This window comes from Thermogemmatispora sp. (assembly GCF_019683635.1).
Classification (GTDB): Bacteria; Chloroflexota; Ktedonobacteria; order Ktedonobacterales; family Ktedonobacteraceae; genus Thermogemmatispora.
In genome coordinates this window covers 1-19101 of the sequence record NZ_JADGIA010000094.1, presented here as the reverse complement: position 1 = coordinate 19101, position 19101 = coordinate 1, and the positions used below count along the sequence as shown (strand labels likewise).

Sequence of the window (19101 nt, the reverse complement as noted above, 5' to 3'; positions counted from 1 at the left end):
GGGCAGACGGACAGACAGCCAGTCCATCCGCCGGCCAGGGCTGGGCAGGGCTGGCGGGTCCGTCGGGGCCCGGCTCGCCAGCCCTGCCAGCCAGTACAGCGACACTGGCCCTGCGCAGGAGGCCGGGGAGGGTCGTCTGCTTCGTCGGTAGGAGACAGCCAGGCTCAGCCTCCCAGCGCCGGCAGAACCGTCTGCACATACCAGGGGTGGAAGAGTTCCGCCGAGTAGAGCGGGGCGTACTTGGCCCAGAAGGCGTCTAGGTCGGCAAAGAACTTCTTCGCGCTGGCAATGAAGGTATCCTTCGACACGCTGGAGGACAGCGAGGCAAACTGCGCGTTCTGGACACTCTGCAGCTTCATGAGCACCGCCGGGATGCTGTCCTGGGTGTAGGCCAGGCCCGAGTTGGCATCGTTCCAGGCGTCGCCCGTCGGACCCGGATTCTGCTCCGCCGGGAAGTAGAGGCCGGGATCAGGCAGCTGCGGGATGGCGGCGGCGGCGTTGACGGCCTGCATCGTCAGCTTGCCCCAGGCCTGTTCAGCGGTACCATTGATGCCGTAGTTGATCTGCAGCTTCGACATCGGCGGAACCTCCAGGAAGACATCCTTGAGGTCGTGGGTGACCTTGTAGATCTCCTGGCGCTGCTTGACCAGCTCCTCGCCGATGATAAACTGCACCAGGAAGTCGAAGGCTTTGGCCAGGGCCGACTTGTTGCGCTGCAGATGGGGGTCGATGGAGCCGATAGCCGAGCCGGCCTGCGTGGCTCCGAAGGAGCCGAGGTAGCCGATCGGGTGCGAGATCCAGCCGACCACCTCCTCGAAGGGCTTGCCTACCTTGACGGCAATGTTGATGGCGCTCGTTGGGTCGGTGACCGGGCGCGTGAAGAAGCCCGTATTGTTGGCCATCATGGCGACGTCGCCACGGGCAAAGGCCTGGGCCACGTCGTTGTCGCCGGTCGAGAGCGAGGAGGTAATCGATTTGTCTGTGAAGTACATGCCGCGCCAGTTCTCGATGACCTGCTCGTACTGGCTCAGCCAGGGCGTGAGGTTGTAGCGCCAGGGCCAGGCGTTGGAGGGCGTCGGCTCCAGGCCCAGGGCGCCGTAGCCGGTGGGGCCAGAGTTGAGGCCGTTGGCCTGCAGGCTCTGGTCGAAGACGTAGAACTGGAGGGCCGCCCCTTTCATTTTGGCGCTGGTCAGGGCCTTGGCCAGCTTGCGGAAGTCGCTCCAGGTCCAGCCCGGCGTCGGCTCAACCAGCCCGTTCTGCTGGATCAGGTCACGGCGGAAATACATGCCGTCGCCGGCTCCATAGCCGCCTGGGGTGCCGTAGTAGCGCCCGTTGACCTTCCAGCTGCGGTAGACGGGCAGGTAAATATCGGTGAGCTGGCTCTCCAGTTTGGTGCTGACTACCAGGTCGGTGACATCTGCCGCCAGGCCGCGCGCAAAGGCACTGCGCACAACGTTGTTGATGAAGGAGCCAAGGATGTTGCCTTCAAACCAGGTCGGGGCCGTGCCGGCAGCGATGGCCTGGGTGACCGCGGACTGACTCCAGATGTTGGTGTCAGTGTGCTTGATCTTGACGCCGGGATTCTTTTTGAGCCAGTCGGCCAGAGCGTCAGCGTAGGCTTTGAGGGTGATGTTGCCTTTCTGCTGATCAGCGGTGGGCATGGCATCGCCCGGCCAGCCATTGGTCAGAAAAGTGACGTTGACAACGGTGTTGGAGCTGCTCCCTCCACAGGCGGCCAGTAAGGCCCCACCCGCCAGGGCCACGCTTCCCGCAGCCGCGGCGCGCAGAAGCTGCCGGCGCGTCATGGTCCCCTCAGACGCGAGCAGCGGCTCTAGAAGGGTGCGCGTCTCGTCATCCATGATGTCATCTCCTTCTTTGGAAGCTGATAGATGGTCTGGGTCCATCCTGTCGTCCTGCATCTGAAGCCCTTTGCCTTGTCTCGTCCTTGTCGGTCTGGCCTCCGTTAGGTAACGCGCTGCCTGTCTGCTTGCTTTTCTGCGTCCGTCCTTCCAGTACTCTGCTCGCCTGCCGTCGACGCCCTCTGTCTTAGCTGTACATCAGTTCAACCGCGTGTGCGGAGAAGCGCTGCTTCGCTCAACGTTGGTTACAACTCAAGTTTCAGTTCTGGGATCGCTCCCATAAATCTAGTGCTAGTGTACCTGACAAAAGGATAACTGTCAAGCTCGCTACGGCATAACTCTACTCAGTTTGCAAAGCCTGCTCAGAGTGCGGATCGAATAGCACCAGACGCTGCGGATCAAGGCCAATCTGCAGCTCCGCCCCCTCCTCCGGCAGATCGGTCAGCTCCTCCGGCTCCGGCCAGACCGCTACCAGATGCGGGGCCGGTTCCTGGGTTGTCGGCAGTTCCAGGGTGACCTCGACTTCGCCGATCAGGGCCTCGACCGCCAGAGCGCGCGCCGGGCAGCGACAGAGCGAGGCTTCCGCCTCAGCCGGCTCTAGCTCCCAGGGCGGCACGATCTCGCGCGGGCGCAGGCCGACGATGATCCCTGGCTCCTGGCGCGCAGCCAGCACGCTCTGCCAGGCGGCGGTGAGCGGGAGGCGTAGCGCGCCAAGCTGGCAGAGATAGCGCCCCTCTTCGCTGACGATCGCTCCCTCCAGCAGGTTCATCGGTGGGTTGCCCAGGAAGCGGGCCACGAAGAGATTGGCGGGACGCTCCAGTAGTTCGTTGGGACTGCCGACCTGTTGCAGGCGCCCCGCGGCCATGATGGCCAGGCGGTCGGCCAGGGCCAGAGCCTCGCTCTGGTCGTGGGTGACGTAAAGGCTGGGTACGCCGCGCAGGCGGTGGACGGCCAGGACATCACGCCGCGCTTGATGGCGCAGGCGCGCGTCGAGGTTGGCCAGCGGCTCATCGTAGAGAAAGACGTTGGCGTCGCGGGCCAGGATGCGGGCCAGGGCCACGCGCTGCTGCTCGCCGCCGCTCAAGGTGTCAATGCCACGGCGCAGCAAGGGGGTGAGCTGCAGCTTCTCGGCTGCCTCCAGGACGCGGCGCCGGATTTCGTCCTTCGGCAGGCGCTGGTTCTCCAGGCCATAGGCAATGTTGCCGTAGACATCCATACTCGGGTAGAGGCCGTAGTCTTGAAAGACCATGCCAACGTTGCGCTGGCGCGGGCTGAGGCGGGTGACGTCTTCGCCCCCGAGCAGGACGCGCCCTTCGTCGGGCTGCTCCAGACCACAGATGATGCGCAGGACGGTGGTCTTGCCGCTGCCCGACGGCCCAAGCAGGACGAAAAATTCTCCGTCTTCGACGCGAAAGCTGATGTGGTCGACAATATTGCGCCCGTCATAGCGCTTGACGAGATCCTGTACTTCGAGTGTGCTCACGCTTGCTCTTCCCTCTGTGTGCTGGCTTCGCTCGTCTCTCGTTCGCTCGTCGGCTGCTCTGCCGGCCCGTTCGCTGGCTCTCCTGACGGGCTGACCGTTACCCTGATGGGCCGGTCATCGGTGGCGAGGGGACCGTGGAGCAGGGCTTGCCCATCTTCGGGGTCAAAGAGATGGATCTTGCGCAGGTTGACGGCCAGCGGCACCTCACGCCCGAGGTAGCTGCCGGGCAGGCGCGCTTTGAGGGTGGCCACGAAGTCGCGCGGCGTCGGCTCCAGCGTACTCAGGTAGACGGTGCAGCCGCTGACGGTCGGTTCGATGACGTTGACCAGGCCGCGAATGGTGCTGTCTTCGCTGACGGCGAAGTCGGCGCGCTTCGGTGGCTGCAGGTGCTCGGGCCGGATGCCCAGGTTGAGACGCCGGCCCGTGTAGGGGGCAACACGCGCCTGAAATTCTTCGGGCACGGGCAGGCGAAAGGCCGGATGGACCAGGCGCAGGCCCCCATCCTGGTCGGGATGTACCTCGACCTCGAAGAGGTTGATGCCCGGCGAGCCGATGAAGAAGGCAACGAACTGGTTGCAGGGCCGCTCGTAGAGATCAAGACCGCTGCCGACCTGCTGGAGCTTGCCGTCCCGCATGACGGCGATGCGGTCGCCGAGGGCCATCGCCTCGGCCTGGTCATGGGTGACGTAGACCGCCGGCTGCCCTTTCTGGCGGTGCAGGGTCAGGATGTCTTCGCGGGCCTGATGGCGGAGTTGGGCGTCGAGGTTGGCCAGCGGCTCATCGTAGAGATAGAGGGCGGCGTCGCGCACCAGCGCCCGCGCCAGGGCGACGCGCTGCCGCTCGCCACCACTGAGTTGACGCGGCTTGCGCCCCAGCAGGTGCTCGATGCGGAAGAGGCGGGCGGCGTTCGCCACTCGCTCGCGGATCAGGTTGCGGGGCGCATGGCGAGCGCGCAGGCCGTAGGCGATATTCTCGAAGACGGTCAGGTGCGGAAAGATGGCGTAGTCTTGAAAGACCAGGGCAACGTTGCGGTCGCGCGGGCGGATGTCGTTGACCAGGCGCTCGCCGAAGTAGATGCGCCCGTCGCTGACCGGCTCCAGTCCGGCCAGCAGGCGCAGGGTGGTGGTTTTGCCACAGCCGGAGGGGCCGACGAGGACAAAGAGTTCTCCCGGCTGGATGTGCAGGTTGAGGTCATCGACGACGGCCCGTTCCCCAAAGCGTTTGACGAGATGCTCGATGACGATGCCTCCGCTGGCCGGACCCATAGGCTTCTCCTTCTGCTGTTCCTCTTTATGTACTCCTTGCACTTTGTCTGCTCTTCTGGTTACTGTATTGATATCGCGCCGGCTCTCGGCTCTCGCTGCCGCCGGCTGACGCGCTGGCGGCTGGCTCCTTCCTGCCAGAGGCCACCACGGCGGGCTAGAAGAGCGCGGGCGGGCCAGGACTGTAGAGGAGATGCTCGTCATCGGCGGCAAAGTAGAGGAGCTGCTCCCAGTCGGGCCGCAGGCGCTGCAGACCGGGGCTGCCGTCGGCCTCCTCCAGCGGCAGGGAGACGATGACGCGCTGCCCCAGCCAGTGGCCGTGTACGAGGGCGATGCGCTCGGTGGGAATGCGCTCGCTGTGGCTGATCTCCAGCGGCAGGCCGTCCGGCTGGTCGCGCAGCCAGTGCTCGGCGCGCACGCCCAGACGCAGGGGACCGGATGGCAGGCGCCCGGTCAGGTCCTCGGGCAGCGGCCAGCTCTGCCCGGCGATGTGCAGACGGCCCTCGCTGAGGGCGGCTGGCAGGACAGTGAGGGGCGGGCTGCCGATGAAGGTGGCGACGAAGAGGTTGACCGGCGTGTAGTAGAGGTCGTCAAAGCTGCCCACTTGCTCGATGCGCCCCGCGCGCATGACGGCCAGGCGATCGCCCATGAAGATGGCTTCTTGCTGGTCGTGGGTGACGTAGAGCGTGGTGACGTGGAAGGTGCGCAGTAGCTTTTTGATTTCGATGCGCGTCTGCTCGCGCCGCTTGGCATCGAGATTGACGATCGGTTCGTCCATGAGAAAGATGGTGGGGTCGCGCACGATGCAGCGGGCGATGGCGACGCGCTGCTGCTCGCCGCCGCTGAGGGTCTCGGGGAAGCGGCCCAGCAGGTGCTGGAAGTCGACGCCCATCAGTTCGGCGGTGCGCCGGACGCGCTCCTCCATCTGCTCGTGGGTGTAGGCATGGTGCTCGAAATAGTAGGCGAGATTCCCTTTGCTCTTCATGGCAGGGTAGAGGGCGTAGTCCTGAAAGACCATGCCAACGCCACGGTCCTGGGGCTTGATCTCGGTCATGTCGAGGTCGCCGTAGTAGATGCGTCCGTGGGTGGGGAATTCGAGGCCGGCGACCACTTTGAGGAGGGTGCTTTTGCCACAGCCGGAGGGGCCGACAATGGCCAGCGCCTCGCCGTCTCCTACTTCCAGCGAGATGTCACGCAGGGCCGGCTGGCGTCCCCCGGGGCCGTCGTAGTCCTTGACGATGTGTTCGAGCCGCAGGCTGGTCATGCCTGTTTTCCTTCCTCCCTGAGCTTCCCGGTGGCCGGCCCAGCCCGGCGCTGACCGCGCTCTGCTCTGCCCCGCCATGAGGGCCGACTCCCGGCGATTCCTTTCCGTTCTGTTCTGTCGTGTTTTGTGCTACACGCCGCTGCTGCGCGCGCTTAGCTGAGCCTGGCCTGGCTTGCTCTCCTTTGGTTCGGCTCCCTTGCGCTCCCGCTCAACCCCTTCCGGCTATCTGAGATTCTGTATTCTGTATTCTCTATGCATGGCTGGCGCTTGCCCGCCCTGGCCGCTCTCTCTGGCCATCTCTCTCTCTCTCTGGCATGGGTCTGCTCGCCCGCCTTGCCCGCCCTTTAGCTGGCGCGCTGCTCGTCGTCCAGGGCGGCGGTTGCGCTCTCGGCTGGGGGGCTGAGATGCGCGCTTCGGCGGCGGTAACCGCAGGACTCGCGGATGATGAGGGTGGTGGGCAGAATGATCTGGGCGCGCTCGCGGCGGTTATGCTCCAGCTGATCAAGGAGCAGCTCGGCGGCACGCATGCCCATTTCCACACAGGGCTGACGGATGGTCGTCAGCTCGGGAAAGATCATCGTTGTCTGCAGGAGGTCGTCGAAGCCGACGATGGCCAGATCATCGGGCACCTTGAGGCCGCGCTCCTGGACGGCGCGCACCACACCGGCGACCATCATGTCGTTGGAGGAGAAGAGGGCGGTCGGCGGCTCCGGCAGGTCGAGAAAGCGCTGCGTCCAGGCATAGCCACTGGCAGGGGTCCAATCGCCGTCTCCGACGAGGGCCTCGTCGAAGGGGATGCCGGCGGCGGCCAGGGCCTGGCGGTAGCCTTCGAGGCGGGCGTGGGTACAGACATCTTTGGCCAGCCCTTTGAGCATGGCGATGCGCCGATGCCCCAGGGCGATCAGATGCTCAACGGCCACACGCGCCGCGGCTACGTTATCGACGTCCACGTATTGCAGGTCCTGGTCGTCCTCGGGATCGTGTCCGACGCGCACGTAGGGCATGCCGGCCTCGCGCAGCATGGCGGCGCTGCGGTCCTGACGGTCGCTGCTGATGAGGAGGACGCCGTCAAAGTGGCGCCCGCGCAGGAGGCTGAAAAAGGTGGCCTCGTCCATGTCTTGCCGCCCGATGAAGAGCATCGGGGTATAGCCTCGCTGGGCACAGACCTGGCTCATACCGCGCGCAATCTCGGCAAAGATGGGATTGCCAAAAAGATGGTGTGCGTTGTCCGGCAGGATCAGCCCGATCAGGCGCGTCTTGCGCATGACAAGCTGCCGCGCCGCCGCCTGCGGCGCATAGCCGTAACTGTTGATGATTTCTTGCACGCGGTCTCTGACGCTCGGTCTGACGTTCGGTTGCCCGTTGAGCACTCGCGAGACTGTTGAGCGAGATACTCCGGCAATGCGCGCGATATCCTCGATCGTTAATTGCGACATGAGCCAACCTGCGCGCCTTCAGGGCGGTTACACGTTTACTTTTGGCTGAAGTATCGTGTACAATACCTCGTGGGATCGCTCCCACGACGTTGCTATGTGCAAGCTTACCCGATCCTCCTCCTTCCTGTCAAGGGGTGAGGTGCCCGCTCTGTCGCCTGGTCGCCTTCAGGCCCGGCCCCGGCTCAGACCAGCACCGCTCAGGCAGGCTCAGGCGGACACGGACAGATCGGGAGGGCTGAGGACAGGATGTCGGCACTATCGGACAAAGCAATTACGCATGGAAGGAGTCTTTTCATGGCAGAGCCGGTTCCTTTGCTTCCGTACAACCTGTACATGACTGAGCCGCCGCGCTTGCCGGTGCGGGGGCCAGAGGATGAGGATGGCCCCGATTATGTGGTGGAGGCGACGCTGCTGGAGCGCGGTGCGCGCCATGTCCGGCTCCAGGGGCGCACGCTCAGCGGTGGGACGGTCCTGATCACTCTGAGCCTGGTGGCTGATGGCATCGTGCGCGTCGTGCTGGAGGAGGAGCCTGATCCGACGCGCGTCCGCCTGGCGCGCGAGCTGCCCCCTCCACCGGCTGGCGCTCCGCTGCTGGTCCAGGAGCAGGCGACGGGCCTGGCTCTGCTCTCCCCTGCGCTGCGCCTGGAGGCCACGCTGCGCCCCTTCGGCCTGCGCTTCCTGGATGCCGCTGGCCGCACGCTGCTGGCCCAAAACTATAGCGAGCTGACCAATGTGCGCATGAAGCTGACGATTCTCCCCTTCGGGCTGAGCCGCGTCAATGGTCAGCGGGTGGCCTTCCACGATACCTTTACGGCGGAGCCCGATGAGCATTTCTTTGGGCTGGGCGAGAAGTTTACCGATTTCGATAAGCGCGGCCAGCGCATCACGACCTGGAATTGCGATTGTGGCGGAGCCTTCAGCGAGCGCGCTTATAAGAACGTTCCCTTCGTGGTCAGTTCGCGCAAGTACGGGATCTTTGTCGATAGCCCCTGCGCGGTCGATTTCGATCTGGTGGCCAGCAATACGGCGACGTTTACGTTGATCAGTCGCGACAGCGCTCTGGATTATTATGTAATCGCCGGGCCGGATCTGAAGACGATTATTACGCGCTATGCTTCGCTGGTGAGCTTTCCGACGCTGCCTCCCAAGTGGGCCTTGGGCACCTGGATCTCTTCGGGCTTCCAGCGCGATAGTCAGGCCGAGGTGCTGGAGCGAGCGCGGATGATCCGCGAGCATGAGATTCCCTGCGATGTGCTGCACCTCGATTGCTACTGGCAGCGCTTCGGACGCTGGTCAGAAGTGCGCTGGGATGAGGAGCGCTTTCCCGCTCCGGCGGACTTGATCGCCCAGCTCAAGGCGGAGGGCTTTAAGGTCTGTCTGTGGATTCATCCGTATCTGGGAACGGCCAGCGAGCGCTTCGCCGAGGGGGCGGCGCGCGGCTACTTTCTGAAGAATGCCGCCGGCGAGCCGTATGTGGCCGATCTGTGGGGCGGCTTTCATCCGCCGGTGGCCATGCTGGATGTGACGCACCCGGAGGCGGTGGCCTGGTTTCAGGGGCTGCTGCGCGAGCAGTTGCGCCTGGGGGTGGATGTCTTTAAGACGGACTTCGGGGAGGGCATCCCGACGGATGTGGTGGCCTATAGCGGGATTACCGGCGAGCGTCTGCATAATCTGTACGCTTTGCTCTATAACGATGCGGTGGCCGAGGTGACGGCTCGCGAGACGGGCCGCGCCGGCCTGGTCTGGGGACGCTCCAGCTACGCCGGCGGCCAGCGCCATGCGGCGCAGTGGAGCGGCGACCCCAATGCCACTTTCACGGCGCTGGCTTCGACCTTGCGCGGCGGGCTGAGTATCGGGATGTGCGGCCATGCCTTCTGGAGCCACGATATCGGCGGCTTTACCGGTCAGCCTTCCCCAGAGCTGTATATCCGCTGGGCCCAGTTCGGTTTCTTTTCTCCGCTGACCCGCGCTCACGGCAATAGCTCGCGCCTCCCCTGGGACTTCGGCCCGCAGGCCCTGGAGATCTTCCGCTCGTATGCTCGCCTGCGCTATCGCTTGCTGCCCTATATCTATACCTACGCCTGCATTGCCGCTCGTACCAGCCTGCCGCTGCTGCGGGCAATGGTGCTGGAGTTTCCCGATGATCCGGCGACGTATACGCTGGATCTGCAGTATATGTTTGGCGCGGAGCTGCTGGTGGCTCCGCTCTATCGCGCCGGCGGCGAGCGCCCGGTCTATCTGCCTGCAGGAACCTGGGTCGATTTCTGGAGCCGGACCGTGCTGCAGGGGCCGACGACGCTGCAGGTGCAGGCGCCGCTGGAACAGGTGCCGCTCTTTGTGCGGGCCAATGCCTTGATTCCGACGACGGAGCCGGCGCCGTTCGTGCGTGAGGAGCCGTTTGAGACGGTGATCTTCGAGGCCTATCTGCTGCCGGAAGGGGCCGGGTCGTTCACGCTCTGCGATCTGGACGGGGAGACGACGGTGTCAGCCCGCCGGCAGGGGACGACGCTGGCGATCGAGGTGAGGGGGGCAAAGCGCCGCTTGGGGCTGCATCTGCTGCCGTTGAGCGGGCTGGACGGACAGCCTCCCGTTGAGACGGTGCTGCTCAATGGCCGCTTGTGCGAGCGCTGGACGGGCGAGATAGCTCCGGCGCTGGCTCAGGCCACGGCTTCGGGCTGGTTCTCCTCACCCGATGGAGGGATAGAGGTGACGATGGTTCTCTGAGATTCGTCCTGTCTGGCATCATGCCCAGGAGGAGAAGCATGGAGGCCTTTCCACCGTTGAATCCGCGTGCTCCTTTTATCTGGTACGGTGGCGACTACAATCCTGAGCAGTGGCCGCGCGCCATCTGGGATGAGGATCTGCGCCTGATGCAGGAGTGCGGCTTTCGCGTGGCGACGGTCGGCGTCTTTAGCTGGACGGCGCTGCAGCCGGCGGAGGAGCGCTTTACCTTCGGCTGGCTCGATCAAGTGCTCGATAAGCTGGCGGCGGCGGGCTGCCAGGTCTGCCTGGCGACGCCGAGCGCGGCTCAGCCAGCCTGGCTGTCGCAGCGCTATCCCGAGGTGCTGCGCTCCGATCCGACGGGGCGCCGCCGCCACCACGGCTGGCGCGTGAATTATTGCCCCACCTCTCCAGTCTATCGCCGCCTGGCCGCCCAGATGGCGGCGAAGCTGGCCGAGCGCTATCATGCGCATCCGGCGCTGGTGGCCTGGCACGTCTCTAACGAGTATGCGCCGGCCTGCTACTGCGAGCAGTGCGCGGCGGCTTTCCGCGAGTGGTTGCGCCGGCGCTACGGCAGTCTCGATGAACTCAATCGCCGCTGGTGGACGCGCTTCTGGAGCCATACGTATACGGATTGGTCGCAGATTGAGCCTCCTTATGCCAACGGTGAGGGTTCGATTCACGCGCTGACGCTGGATTATCGCCGCTTCCAGAATGAGATGTTGCTGGAGTGCTTTACGCTGGAGCGCGAGGCGATCCGCCAGTTCTCGCCCGATGTGCCGATTACGACCAATCTGATGCGCTTCTATCGCGATCTCGATTATCGCCTCTGGGCGCGCGAGGTGGATGTGGTGGCCTGGGACTGCTATCCTTCCGTTGAGGATGAGCCGCTCGATATTGCGCTGGCTCACGATCTGATGCGCAGTCTGCGCGATGGGCAGCCGTTCTTGCTGATGGAGCAGTCGCCCAGTAGCCAGAACTGGCAGCCGTACAATACGTTGAAGCGGCCCGGGGAGCTGCGTCTGCAGAGCTATCAGGCGCTGGCTCACGGGGCGGAGTCGGTGATGTTCTTCCAGTGGCGGCGCAGTCGCGGGGGTATCGAGAAGCTGCACGGGGCGGTGATCGAGCACAGTGGGCGCAGCGATACGCGCGTCTTTGCGGAGGTGCGGGCGCTGGGCCAGGAGCTGGAGCGCCTGGGCGCGCGCACGCTGGGCGGGGTGACGCCGGCTCAGGTGGGGCTGCTCTTCGATTGGGAAAACTGGTGGGCGCTGGAGGATTGCAGCGGCCCAACGCGCGAGAAGCGCTATCTGGAGACGCTGCGCGCCCATTATGCGCCGTTCTGGCGGCGCAATGTGGCGGTCGATCTGGTCTTTAGTGATTCGGAGCTGGGGCGCTATCGCTTGCTGGTGGCGCCGCTGCTCTATTTGCTCAAGGAGGGGCTGGCCGAGCGCCTGGCGGCTTTTGTGCAGGATGGGGGCACGCTGCTGACGACCTATCTGTGCGGGATGGTGGATGAGTGCGATTTAGCTTTTGAGGATGGCTATCCGGGGCCGCTGCGCCATCTACTGGGGATCTGGAACGAGGAGATCGATGCGCTGCCGCCGGGACGGACGAACCGCCTGGTGTTGAACGACGGGCGCAGCTTTGCCTGCGGCCATCTGTGTGCGCTGATCCAGAGCGAGGGGGCCGAGGTGCTGGGGCGCTACGGCGAGGATTTCTACGCGGGGCGCCCAGCTTTGACGCGCCATCGCGTGGGGCGTGGCCAGGCGTTCTATCTGGCCTGCGAGCCGGAGCCAGCGTTTCTGGAGAGCTTCTACGGGGAGCTGCTGGGGGAGCTGGGGATCGCGCCGGCGCTGGAGACGCCGCCGGGCGTGGAGGCGACGCTGCGTCAGACGGCCCGCGAGCGCTTGCTCTTCCTGCTCAATCATGGGCGGGCGCCGGCGACGGTAACGCTGCCGCCGGGGCGAGTGTTCGAGGAGCTGCTGACGGGGCGGTCGCTGAGCGGCTCGCTGACGCTGGCCGGGCTGGAGGTGGCCATTCTGGCGGAGCCGCTCGCTTCTGAGTCTAGCCGGCAGGCAGGATCTTGAGGACGCCGCCGCGCTCGCCCGGTGGAGCGGCGGGTAGCGTGATGTGCAGGCCCTGGTCGTCGCGCTGCCAGGGCAGGGGGGCGTCGCCGCCGAGCAGGTGGACGGCGCCGATCTCCTGCGGATAGTGGGGACTGGCGGCGGCCAGGGCCTGGATGCTGATTCGGCCCTCCTGCGGCCAGACGGGCAGCAGGACGTAGAGGGCCTGGCCGCGCCGGGTGAAGCGCAGGTCTCGCCCGGTAAAGGCGGCCTGCTGTCCTTCGCTGAAGGCGCCGGCGGCGCTGGTGGTCGGACCTTCGCCGTAGAGGTGCCAGGGCTGGCTGTCGTAGATGGCTTCGCCGTTGATGGCCAGCCAGCGCCCCAGGCGATGCAGCAGGTCGATCTCTGGCTCGGGAATGCTGCCGTCGGGGCGCGGGCCGATGTTGAGCAGGAAGACGCCATTCTTGCTGACGGTGTCGATGAGGTCGTCGAGCAGGGCGCCGAAGGGCTTGTAGTCCTGGGACTGGGTGTAGCCCCAGGAGTTGCGGGCGACGCTGGTGTCGGCCTGCCAGATCCGCGGGCTGATAGCGGGACGGCGCCCGCGTTCGATGTCCTCGACGGCGCTCCCTTCCTCAAAGGCGCCTTCTTTGTAGGTGATGACGACTTCCTGCCCCCAGTGGGCGGCGCGGTTGTAGTAGTAGGCGGCGAAGCGGGCCAGGTAGGGGCGAAAGGCGGGCCGCGAGATCCACCAGTCGAAGTAGATGAGGGCGGGCCGGTAGCGTTCGACCAGTTCGTAGAGCCGGGCCAGCCAGTCGTCGAGAAAGGCAGGGTCGGGCGGCTCGTCGTCGGGCCGTGCGGGTCCGTAGAGGTCGGCGTACTGGGGGTCCTGGACGTCGCTGGGGATGGTTCTGCCGCCGTTGAAGAACCACCAGTGTTCAGCGCGGTGCGAGGAGAGGCCGAAGGTGAGGCCGGCGGCCCGCACGGCAGCGGCCAGTTCGCCCAGGATGTCGCGCCGCGGCCCCATCTCGACGGCGTTCCAGCGCGAGAAGGAGCAGCGGTACATGGCGAAGCCGTCATGATGCTCGGCGACGGGGACGACGAAGCGGGCGCCGGCTTCTTTGCAGAGGGCGGCCCAGGCGACGGGATCGAAGCGCTCGGCCCGGAAGCGAGGGATGAAGTCTTTGTAGCCGAAGCGCTCCGGCGGGCCGTAGGTGGCCAGATGGTGACGGTGGGCCGGCGTGTCGGGCAGGTACATGTTGCGCGGGTACCATTCGTTGTCATAGGCCGGGACGGCGTAGGCGCCCCAGTGAATGAAGATGCCGAAGCGCGCGGCGGCGTACCAGGCCGGCACGCGGTAAGCGCGCAGGGCCTGCCAGTCGGGGGTAAAGGGGCCGGATCTCGCCAGACGGTCGATCTCGCTGAGCGCTTCCTGCTGCTCATACCGCTCTTGCGGCTGCACGGCGAGGCTCCTCCTTTCCGTTCTCTCTTTCTTTTTTTTGGGGCCTGCTGTCGACGACTGGGCAGAGGCCGGCTGGCCGGCTAGAGGCGCACCTCCAGGGTCTGGCCGGCTTCGATAAGCAGCGGCTCGTCGAAGTGCCAGCTTGCTCCCTCGCGGCGGCCCTGGATGGGGACGGCGGCCAGCCAGACGGCCTGTTCGCCAGGGGTCTGGGACGGCGTGGTGGCCTCGGCGGGCAGGGTCAGCCGGCGCAGGCTGAGCTGCCCCTCGTGCAGGTGGAGCAGGAGACGCCCTTCGCCGGCGCGGTACTCGATGTTGCCCCAGGCGCCGGGCAAGACCAGCGGCTGCCGCCAGTGGCCGTCGGCGGGCTGCAGGCGCGGCTGCAGGCTCAGGGCCTGGCGCGGGGCGTCGTAGCTGAGGCCGCCGAGGGCCGGCCAGGCCAGCCAGATGCTCAGCGCCCGATAGTAGTGGCCGCCGCACTCCTGATGGTCCCAGGTCTGGCCGGCGCGCTCGTAGCGCGTGTACACCTCGTGGATCACGCTCAATCCTTCGCTGACGAGGCCCTCAAGCAGCATCTGGACGGCGACGGTGTATTCGGTCCCCGACCAGACGGTCTCGGCCTGATGGCGCGGGTCGCCGAGGGTCCAGTGATCGGGCCGGTCGGCGCGCCTGCCGGGTGGGAGCATGCCGTTGACCAGGCCGCGCCCGGGCACAAAGTTGTAGCGATAGATGGCGCGCAGGGCCGACAGGATGTGCTCACGCGGCAGAATATCCCCCAGGCCGAGCAGGGTGGCATAGAGCTGGCCGCTCAGCTGATCGGCCATACAGGACTCGTTGCGCCGTCCGCTGCGCGGATCGACCCACAGGTTGTAATACTCCCCGTTCCAGAGCAGGCGCTCCATGCTGGCCTGGCTCTCGGCAAACTGGCGCTCCAGGTCGCGGGCGTAGTCCTCGTCACCGAGCAGGCGGGCCATCTGGGCGCTGGCCTTGAGGGCCGCCAGCCAGATTGACGAGACGTAGGCCGAGTAGCCGATGAAGTCCCAGGTATCGTACGTCTGGGAGGAGATGGCCGTCTCCGAGGGGGCGTGGTCGTAGTGGTAGGGCAGGCCGACCTTGAACTCGTCGATGCGGCGGGCGTGCTCCATCGCCGCCTTGACCGCCGGCCAGAGCCGTTCCAGGGCCGGGCGGTTCGCCGTCCACAGGTAGTCGCGCCAGACCTGCAGGGCGAACTTGGGCATCAGGTCGACCATGTGGTAGGCGTCGACGACGGCGAAGCTGCCGGGGAAGAGGTGCGGGATGCGCCCGCTGGCATCCAGGCCGGTTTCGGCGGCCACTTCGCGATAGAGGGCCTGGCGGCGCTGGGGATCACGGGCCAGCTCCGGTTCGCGCTCGATGCGCTGCCAGACGCGCTCACGGTTGGGGGCGAAGGCTAAGAAATAGTCGTCGTAGCGCGGCGAGTTGGGCGTAAGCTGGAAGTCGGCGGTCATCTGGAGCTGGCGCTCCTCCAGCTCGGGGAAAAGGAGGGCCACGGCGTGGGAGCCGTAGTACGAGACGTCGAGGGTCTGCAGGCCGCAGCAGCCCAGGCCCTCCCAGATGCCGAAGCGCCCATCGCGCACCAGCCAGGAGGATTTGACCAGGGTGGTGAGCTGGGCGTTGATGGCGTCGGCCAGCCAGTCGGGGACGGAGGCGCCGTACTGCAGATCGTGGAAGGCGCGCGTGCGGGTGTAGAGGGCCGCTCGGGCCTCGGCGACGTAGCGGGCGACATCGAGGGCGTCGCTGAACCAGGTTTCGTAGCGATGGCCGAGGTCGTCGCCGACGTTCTCGCCGCGGTGGTTGGGAAAGTACCAGGTCAGGATAAAGGTCAGATCGCGCTCGCTCCAGGGGGCCAGCTCCAGCACCGGGCTGCTGATGACGCCGTGGGTGCGGCGACTGGCACGGGCGTTGAAGAGCTTCGGGGCCTGCTCGCCGAGAAGGCGCGCCAGGGCCCCCAACTCGCTGAGGCGGGCGCTGGCCTGGACGGGGTCGCGCTGCAGCTCGGGCCGCGCCTGGCGCTCCTGCTCGTACTGGGCGCGCTCTTCGGGCGTCAGGTTGAGTTCGAGCAGTAAGGCCCAGCGCCAGCGCGTATCTTGATAGCGGATGGGATCGGCGGCGATGCGCTCCTGCAGCTCGCGCCGGTCGGGGACGAGAGCACTGTCGACCATGCCGCGCAGCAGGCTGGGCAGTTGCCCGTAGGCACTGGCCGGGTCGAGTCCTTCGCGGACGATGCGCTCGAGCAGGGCGCGCAGGGGGTCGCCGCCCACCGGATCAGGGACAAACTGGCCGCCACCGGCCCAGCTCTGCCAGGCATTGAGGTCGCCGACGTCGCGCAGCTCGGCCACCAGCTCGGCCCCGTCCTCTAGCAGGGCGAAGACGAGCGAGCCGCGCGCCAGCGGATGGTCGGCGGGCAGCCCGGCAGCGCTGAAGACGAGGGCGCTCAGCCCGGGCGCCCGCTCGCGGCGCGTCTGGGGCTGGCCGTGGCCGCCGCTGAGAGCCTCCAGGCTAAAGACCTGCGGGAGGAGGCCGAGCAGAGAGACCTCGATGGCTGTGGGACTGGGATTGCTGAGGTGGAAGGTGAAGAAGGCCGCCGGCAAGGCCGAATGCTTGACATCTCCCGGCACGAAGCTCGACCAGGCTTCGAGGCTGACGGCCAGCGGCAGGGCCGGGTCGCGATAGTCCAGCCAGGCAAAGGGGAATTCGCCACTGAAGTGGATCTCCTGGACGCTTTCGACATATGACAGGGTGTAGGTGAAGCGCGCTTCGCTCTCGCTGCGCTCGCGCAGGATGCGCACCACTGCCGGCTCTGCCGCCTGGCCCTCAGCCGGGGAGCGCTTGCGTCGGGCACGGATGGCGAAGAGGGTGTCGCCGGGCCGCACGGGCGAGGTGATCGGCGGACTCCAGGGGGCGCCGCGCCCACTCCAGGGCGGATTATTGAAGATCTGCCATTCGTGCAGGGCGCCATCAGCGCGGATCTCGATGCTGCCGGTGCCCAGCCCTCCCAGGGGGATGCCGGAGAGCGGGGCCACGCCCCGCCTGCTTCGCGTGCGAGCTACTTTCATGGCTCCGTCCGTTTGCTCCTGTGTCTTGCTCCTGTGGGGCTGACTGTGACACGTCTGGGACCGGTGGCCGCTGGAGCGCGCGCCCGGCGCGGTTCGGCCTGCGGGCGCTGCCGACTGACAACGGCCCCGGTGGGTTGGGTTGCATTGGGCTGCCGTTGGGCGCCGGTTGGGTCGCCAGGCCAGCGATCTGCCTCTGCCGGGTCAGGTCAGGGTCCAGCTCTATGCTGGCTGGCGCCCGGCCCAAAACGGTAGTGCGGCTGGGGCGGCGCCGGCTGGAAGGCGCTCAGCTCCTCAATTTCGGCCCGCAGTCCAGCAGGAGCCGCCTCCAGGACGGCGCGCACGTGCTTTTCGAGAACGGCGGGCGCACAGTCGACGCGCGCGTTGAGCAGCCAGATGGCCTCTTCGGGCGGCAGATGGACGCTGCGCGCGTCCCAACTGATGGCCGCCGGCTTGGGACCGCAGAGGCTGGCTTTGATCAGCCGCTCGTGGAGCGGCCCCTGCTCGCTGTCCGCCGCGGCACCCGAGAGCTGGCGCTCGTCCGGTTCCTCGCTGAGGAGGCGCCGCAGGGCCTGCGGGGCTACCAGCAGCTTGATATGAGCGATAGCCAGCCCGGCGCGCGCCAGCCGCTCCTGAAGCTGGCTGAGCAGGGCCGCGGCCCAGGCCAGCACCTGGCCCGCCTCGCCATCGATGGCCCCGATCGGACGAGAGGGCTGCAGGCGACCGCGGGCGTTGAGCCAGCCCAGACGCGCCTCAGCTCGCGCATAGCGCGCGTAGTCGAGGTCGTCCAGGCGATGGGCTTCGGCCTCGCTGATGCTGGCCGCGTTGACGTCCTGCAGCAGATTATCAAGCCAGAGGGCGACGCTCTCGCGCCGGCGCGCCGTCATGGAGAGGACCGGCACCCCGGGACAATAGGCCCGCAGCCAGTTGCACAAAAAGAGCTGCTCGTCGCTGCCGAGCAGGTCGCTTTTGTTGATCAGGAGCAGGTCCCCCTCTTCGATCTGGCGCGCAAAGAGATAGGCGACATCGTCGTTGAGCAGGCTCAGGTCGCCATGCCGGATCAGGTGGGAGAGGCGCGGACCATCGACGACGATGCTCAGACAGGCTGGACGGTAACGCTCGCGGTAGAGGTGTAGGAGGGGCAGGATGACGGTGGCCTGCAGGTCGGTGCAGCTCCCAACCGGCTCGGCCAGAATAACGTGCGGCTCAAGGCGCCTCTCCAGGTCGGTGATGGCTTCTAACAGGTCGCTGAAACGGCAGCAGAAACAGCCCGCGGTGACCTCGGCGACGGCCTCGCCCGGCCAGGTGGCGGCGGCTCCGCTTTCGCTTGCGTCGGGAGCGAGAGCGGCGGCGGCCAGGGCGGTGTCGACGAGTTCGCGCCCCTGGTCGTTGGTGATCAGGGCGACGCGCAGGCCGCGCTGACGCAGGATGGCGGCAGCCTGGAGCAGCAGGGTGGTCTTGCCCGCCCCCAGAAAGCCACCGGCGATGATCAGCTTGGGCCTGGTTTGCAGCACTACGCTCCTCTTTCGTTGGTTAAGCGGCAGCTACTCCCTGCGCTGGACGCGGAGCCTCGCCCCTGTCCAGGCGCAGACGCGCGCTCAACGCTGGCCGGCAGATCACCCGCCATCGTGCGCGCTCTACAGGAAAGGGTAACAGAGGCACCTTCGCCCTGTCAAGCGAGAACGCTCTCAGGCCCGGCGCGGCCTCACGCGCTGCTACCACCCACCCCATAACCAACCGGAAGCCAGCCAGCCAGAGAGGGGAGTGACGATGACGGGCCAGGAGGAAGAAGCGGGCCTTCCAAAAAGGACACAGCGACAGGCCCGGGAGGGCGTCGTGAAGGGGGTTACGACGCCAACCCGGCACCTGTCGCCGCGCCCGGATCAGAAGAGGGCGCTACAAAGAAGGGCAAAACACTGAAACAGGAGAGAGGTATCTGGTAAAAGAACCGCTCACAGCTTGTGTATGCGCACGAGGCGCAGCGAGGTATGACCAGACCTCGCCTGATATGAGCCGGGGCGCCCGGACTCGTCCGGTCACGTCACGCTCAACTGCGCCTTCCTCGCTTCCTCGCTCAGAGAATGCACCACGGCTCGCCGTCGAGCTGCGGGTAGTCGCGCTGATGGATGCGCTCCGCGCAGGGAGCACAGCAGGCGGCGAAGGCGATCGATGCATATTCGAGCACCTTGTGCAGACAGAGATCGCTGGCGATGCGCAACTGCCATTTTTCCGGCAAATAGCAATACTCGCGGGCCACGTAGTCGCGCAGCTCCTGGGCCAGCCGGGCGGGCATGCGCAGGCCGTAGCGATGCTCCGTCAGGCGGCCACAAATACAGCGGGCGCAGAAGCGCGGATCGAGAGAGGAGGTCGCGGCATCCTGGGAAGATGGCTGGCCGGTGGTGTCGACGAGCGCGGCGCTCTCACTCTGCTCTGACATCGTCTGCTTGCTCCTTCTTGCTTGCTTG

The 19101-nt window shown here is 66.3% G+C and carries 11 protein-coding genes; 2 read left to right on the top strand and 9 right to left on the bottom strand.

Features of this window, described 5'->3' with window-relative positions:
* Positions 1 to 164: 164 nt before the first annotated feature.
* The 5 genes from IRZ31_RS11890 to IRZ31_RS11870 form a co-directional block, all read right to left on the bottom strand.
* Positions 165 to 1859, bottom strand: a complete 1695-nt coding sequence (locus IRZ31_RS11890; protein ID WP_297153865.1) for an extracellular solute-binding protein — start codon at positions 1857 to 1859, stop codon at positions 165 to 167.
* Between the two features lie 340 nt (positions 1860 to 2199).
* Complete coding sequence (locus tag IRZ31_RS11885; RefSeq protein ID WP_297153862.1) at positions 2200 to 3342, bottom strand: ABC transporter ATP-binding protein; 1143 nt, start codon at positions 3340 to 3342, stop codon at positions 2200 to 2202.
* A complete protein-coding gene (locus IRZ31_RS11880; RefSeq protein WP_297153860.1) occupies positions 3339 to 4607 on the bottom strand; it encodes an ABC transporter ATP-binding protein in 1269 nt (422 codons plus the stop codon). The genes IRZ31_RS11885 and IRZ31_RS11880 overlap by 4 nt, the downstream gene beginning before the upstream one ends.
* A 154-nt stretch (positions 4608 to 4761) precedes the next feature.
* Positions 4762 to 5868, bottom strand: coding sequence for an ABC transporter ATP-binding protein (locus IRZ31_RS11875; protein ID WP_297153856.1), 1107 nt, complete (start codon positions 5866 to 5868; stop codon positions 4762 to 4764).
* A 344-nt stretch (positions 5869 to 6212) separates the two neighbouring features.
* Positions 6213 to 7304: a LacI family DNA-binding transcriptional regulator gene (locus IRZ31_RS11870; protein WP_297153854.1), complete on the bottom strand. Its 1092-nt coding sequence runs from the start codon at positions 7302 to 7304 to the stop codon at positions 6213 to 6215.
* A gap of 294 nt (positions 7305 to 7598) precedes the next feature.
* Here IRZ31_RS11870 and IRZ31_RS11865 point away from each other — a divergent pair, with 294 nt between their 5' ends.
* Both IRZ31_RS11865 and IRZ31_RS11860 read left to right on the top strand, forming a co-directional pair.
* Positions 7599 to 10028 carry a glycoside hydrolase family 31 protein gene (locus IRZ31_RS11865; protein WP_297153852.1) on the top strand — a complete coding sequence of 810 codons (2430 nt, stop codon included), beginning with the start codon at positions 7599 to 7601 and terminating at the stop codon, positions 10026 to 10028.
* Positions 10029 to 10066: 38 nt separating this feature from the next.
* Entirely contained in the window at positions 10067 to 12112 is a 2046-nt protein-coding gene (locus IRZ31_RS11860; protein WP_297153850.1) for a beta-galactosidase, read from the top strand.
* On the opposite strand, the gene IRZ31_RS11855 is transcribed toward IRZ31_RS11860, so the two are convergent.
* The 4 genes from IRZ31_RS11855 to IRZ31_RS11840 all read right to left on the bottom strand — a co-directional run bounded on the left by IRZ31_RS11855 (position 12090) and on the right by IRZ31_RS11840 (position 19073).
* Positions 12090 to 13547, bottom strand: coding sequence for an alpha-L-fucosidase (locus IRZ31_RS11855; RefSeq protein WP_297153849.1), 1458 nt, complete (start codon positions 13545 to 13547; stop codon positions 12090 to 12092). The genes IRZ31_RS11860 and IRZ31_RS11855 overlap by 23 nt on opposite strands.
* A gap of 80 nt (positions 13548 to 13627) precedes the next feature.
* Positions 13628 to 16606, bottom strand: coding sequence for a GH116 family glycosyl hydrolase (locus IRZ31_RS11850; RefSeq protein WP_297153846.1), 2979 nt, complete (start codon positions 16604 to 16606; stop codon positions 13628 to 13630).
* 239 nt (positions 16607 to 16845) lie between these two features.
* Complete coding sequence (locus IRZ31_RS11845; protein ID WP_297153844.1) at positions 16846 to 18150, bottom strand: GTP-binding protein; 1305 nt, start codon at positions 18148 to 18150, stop codon at positions 16846 to 16848.
* A gap of 560 nt (positions 18151 to 18710) precedes the next feature.
* On the bottom strand, positions 18711 to 19073 hold the full coding sequence (locus IRZ31_RS11840; RefSeq protein WP_297153841.1) for a hypothetical protein: 363 nt from the start codon (positions 19071 to 19073) through the stop codon (positions 18711 to 18713).
* Positions 19074 to 19101: the final 28 nt, after the last annotated feature.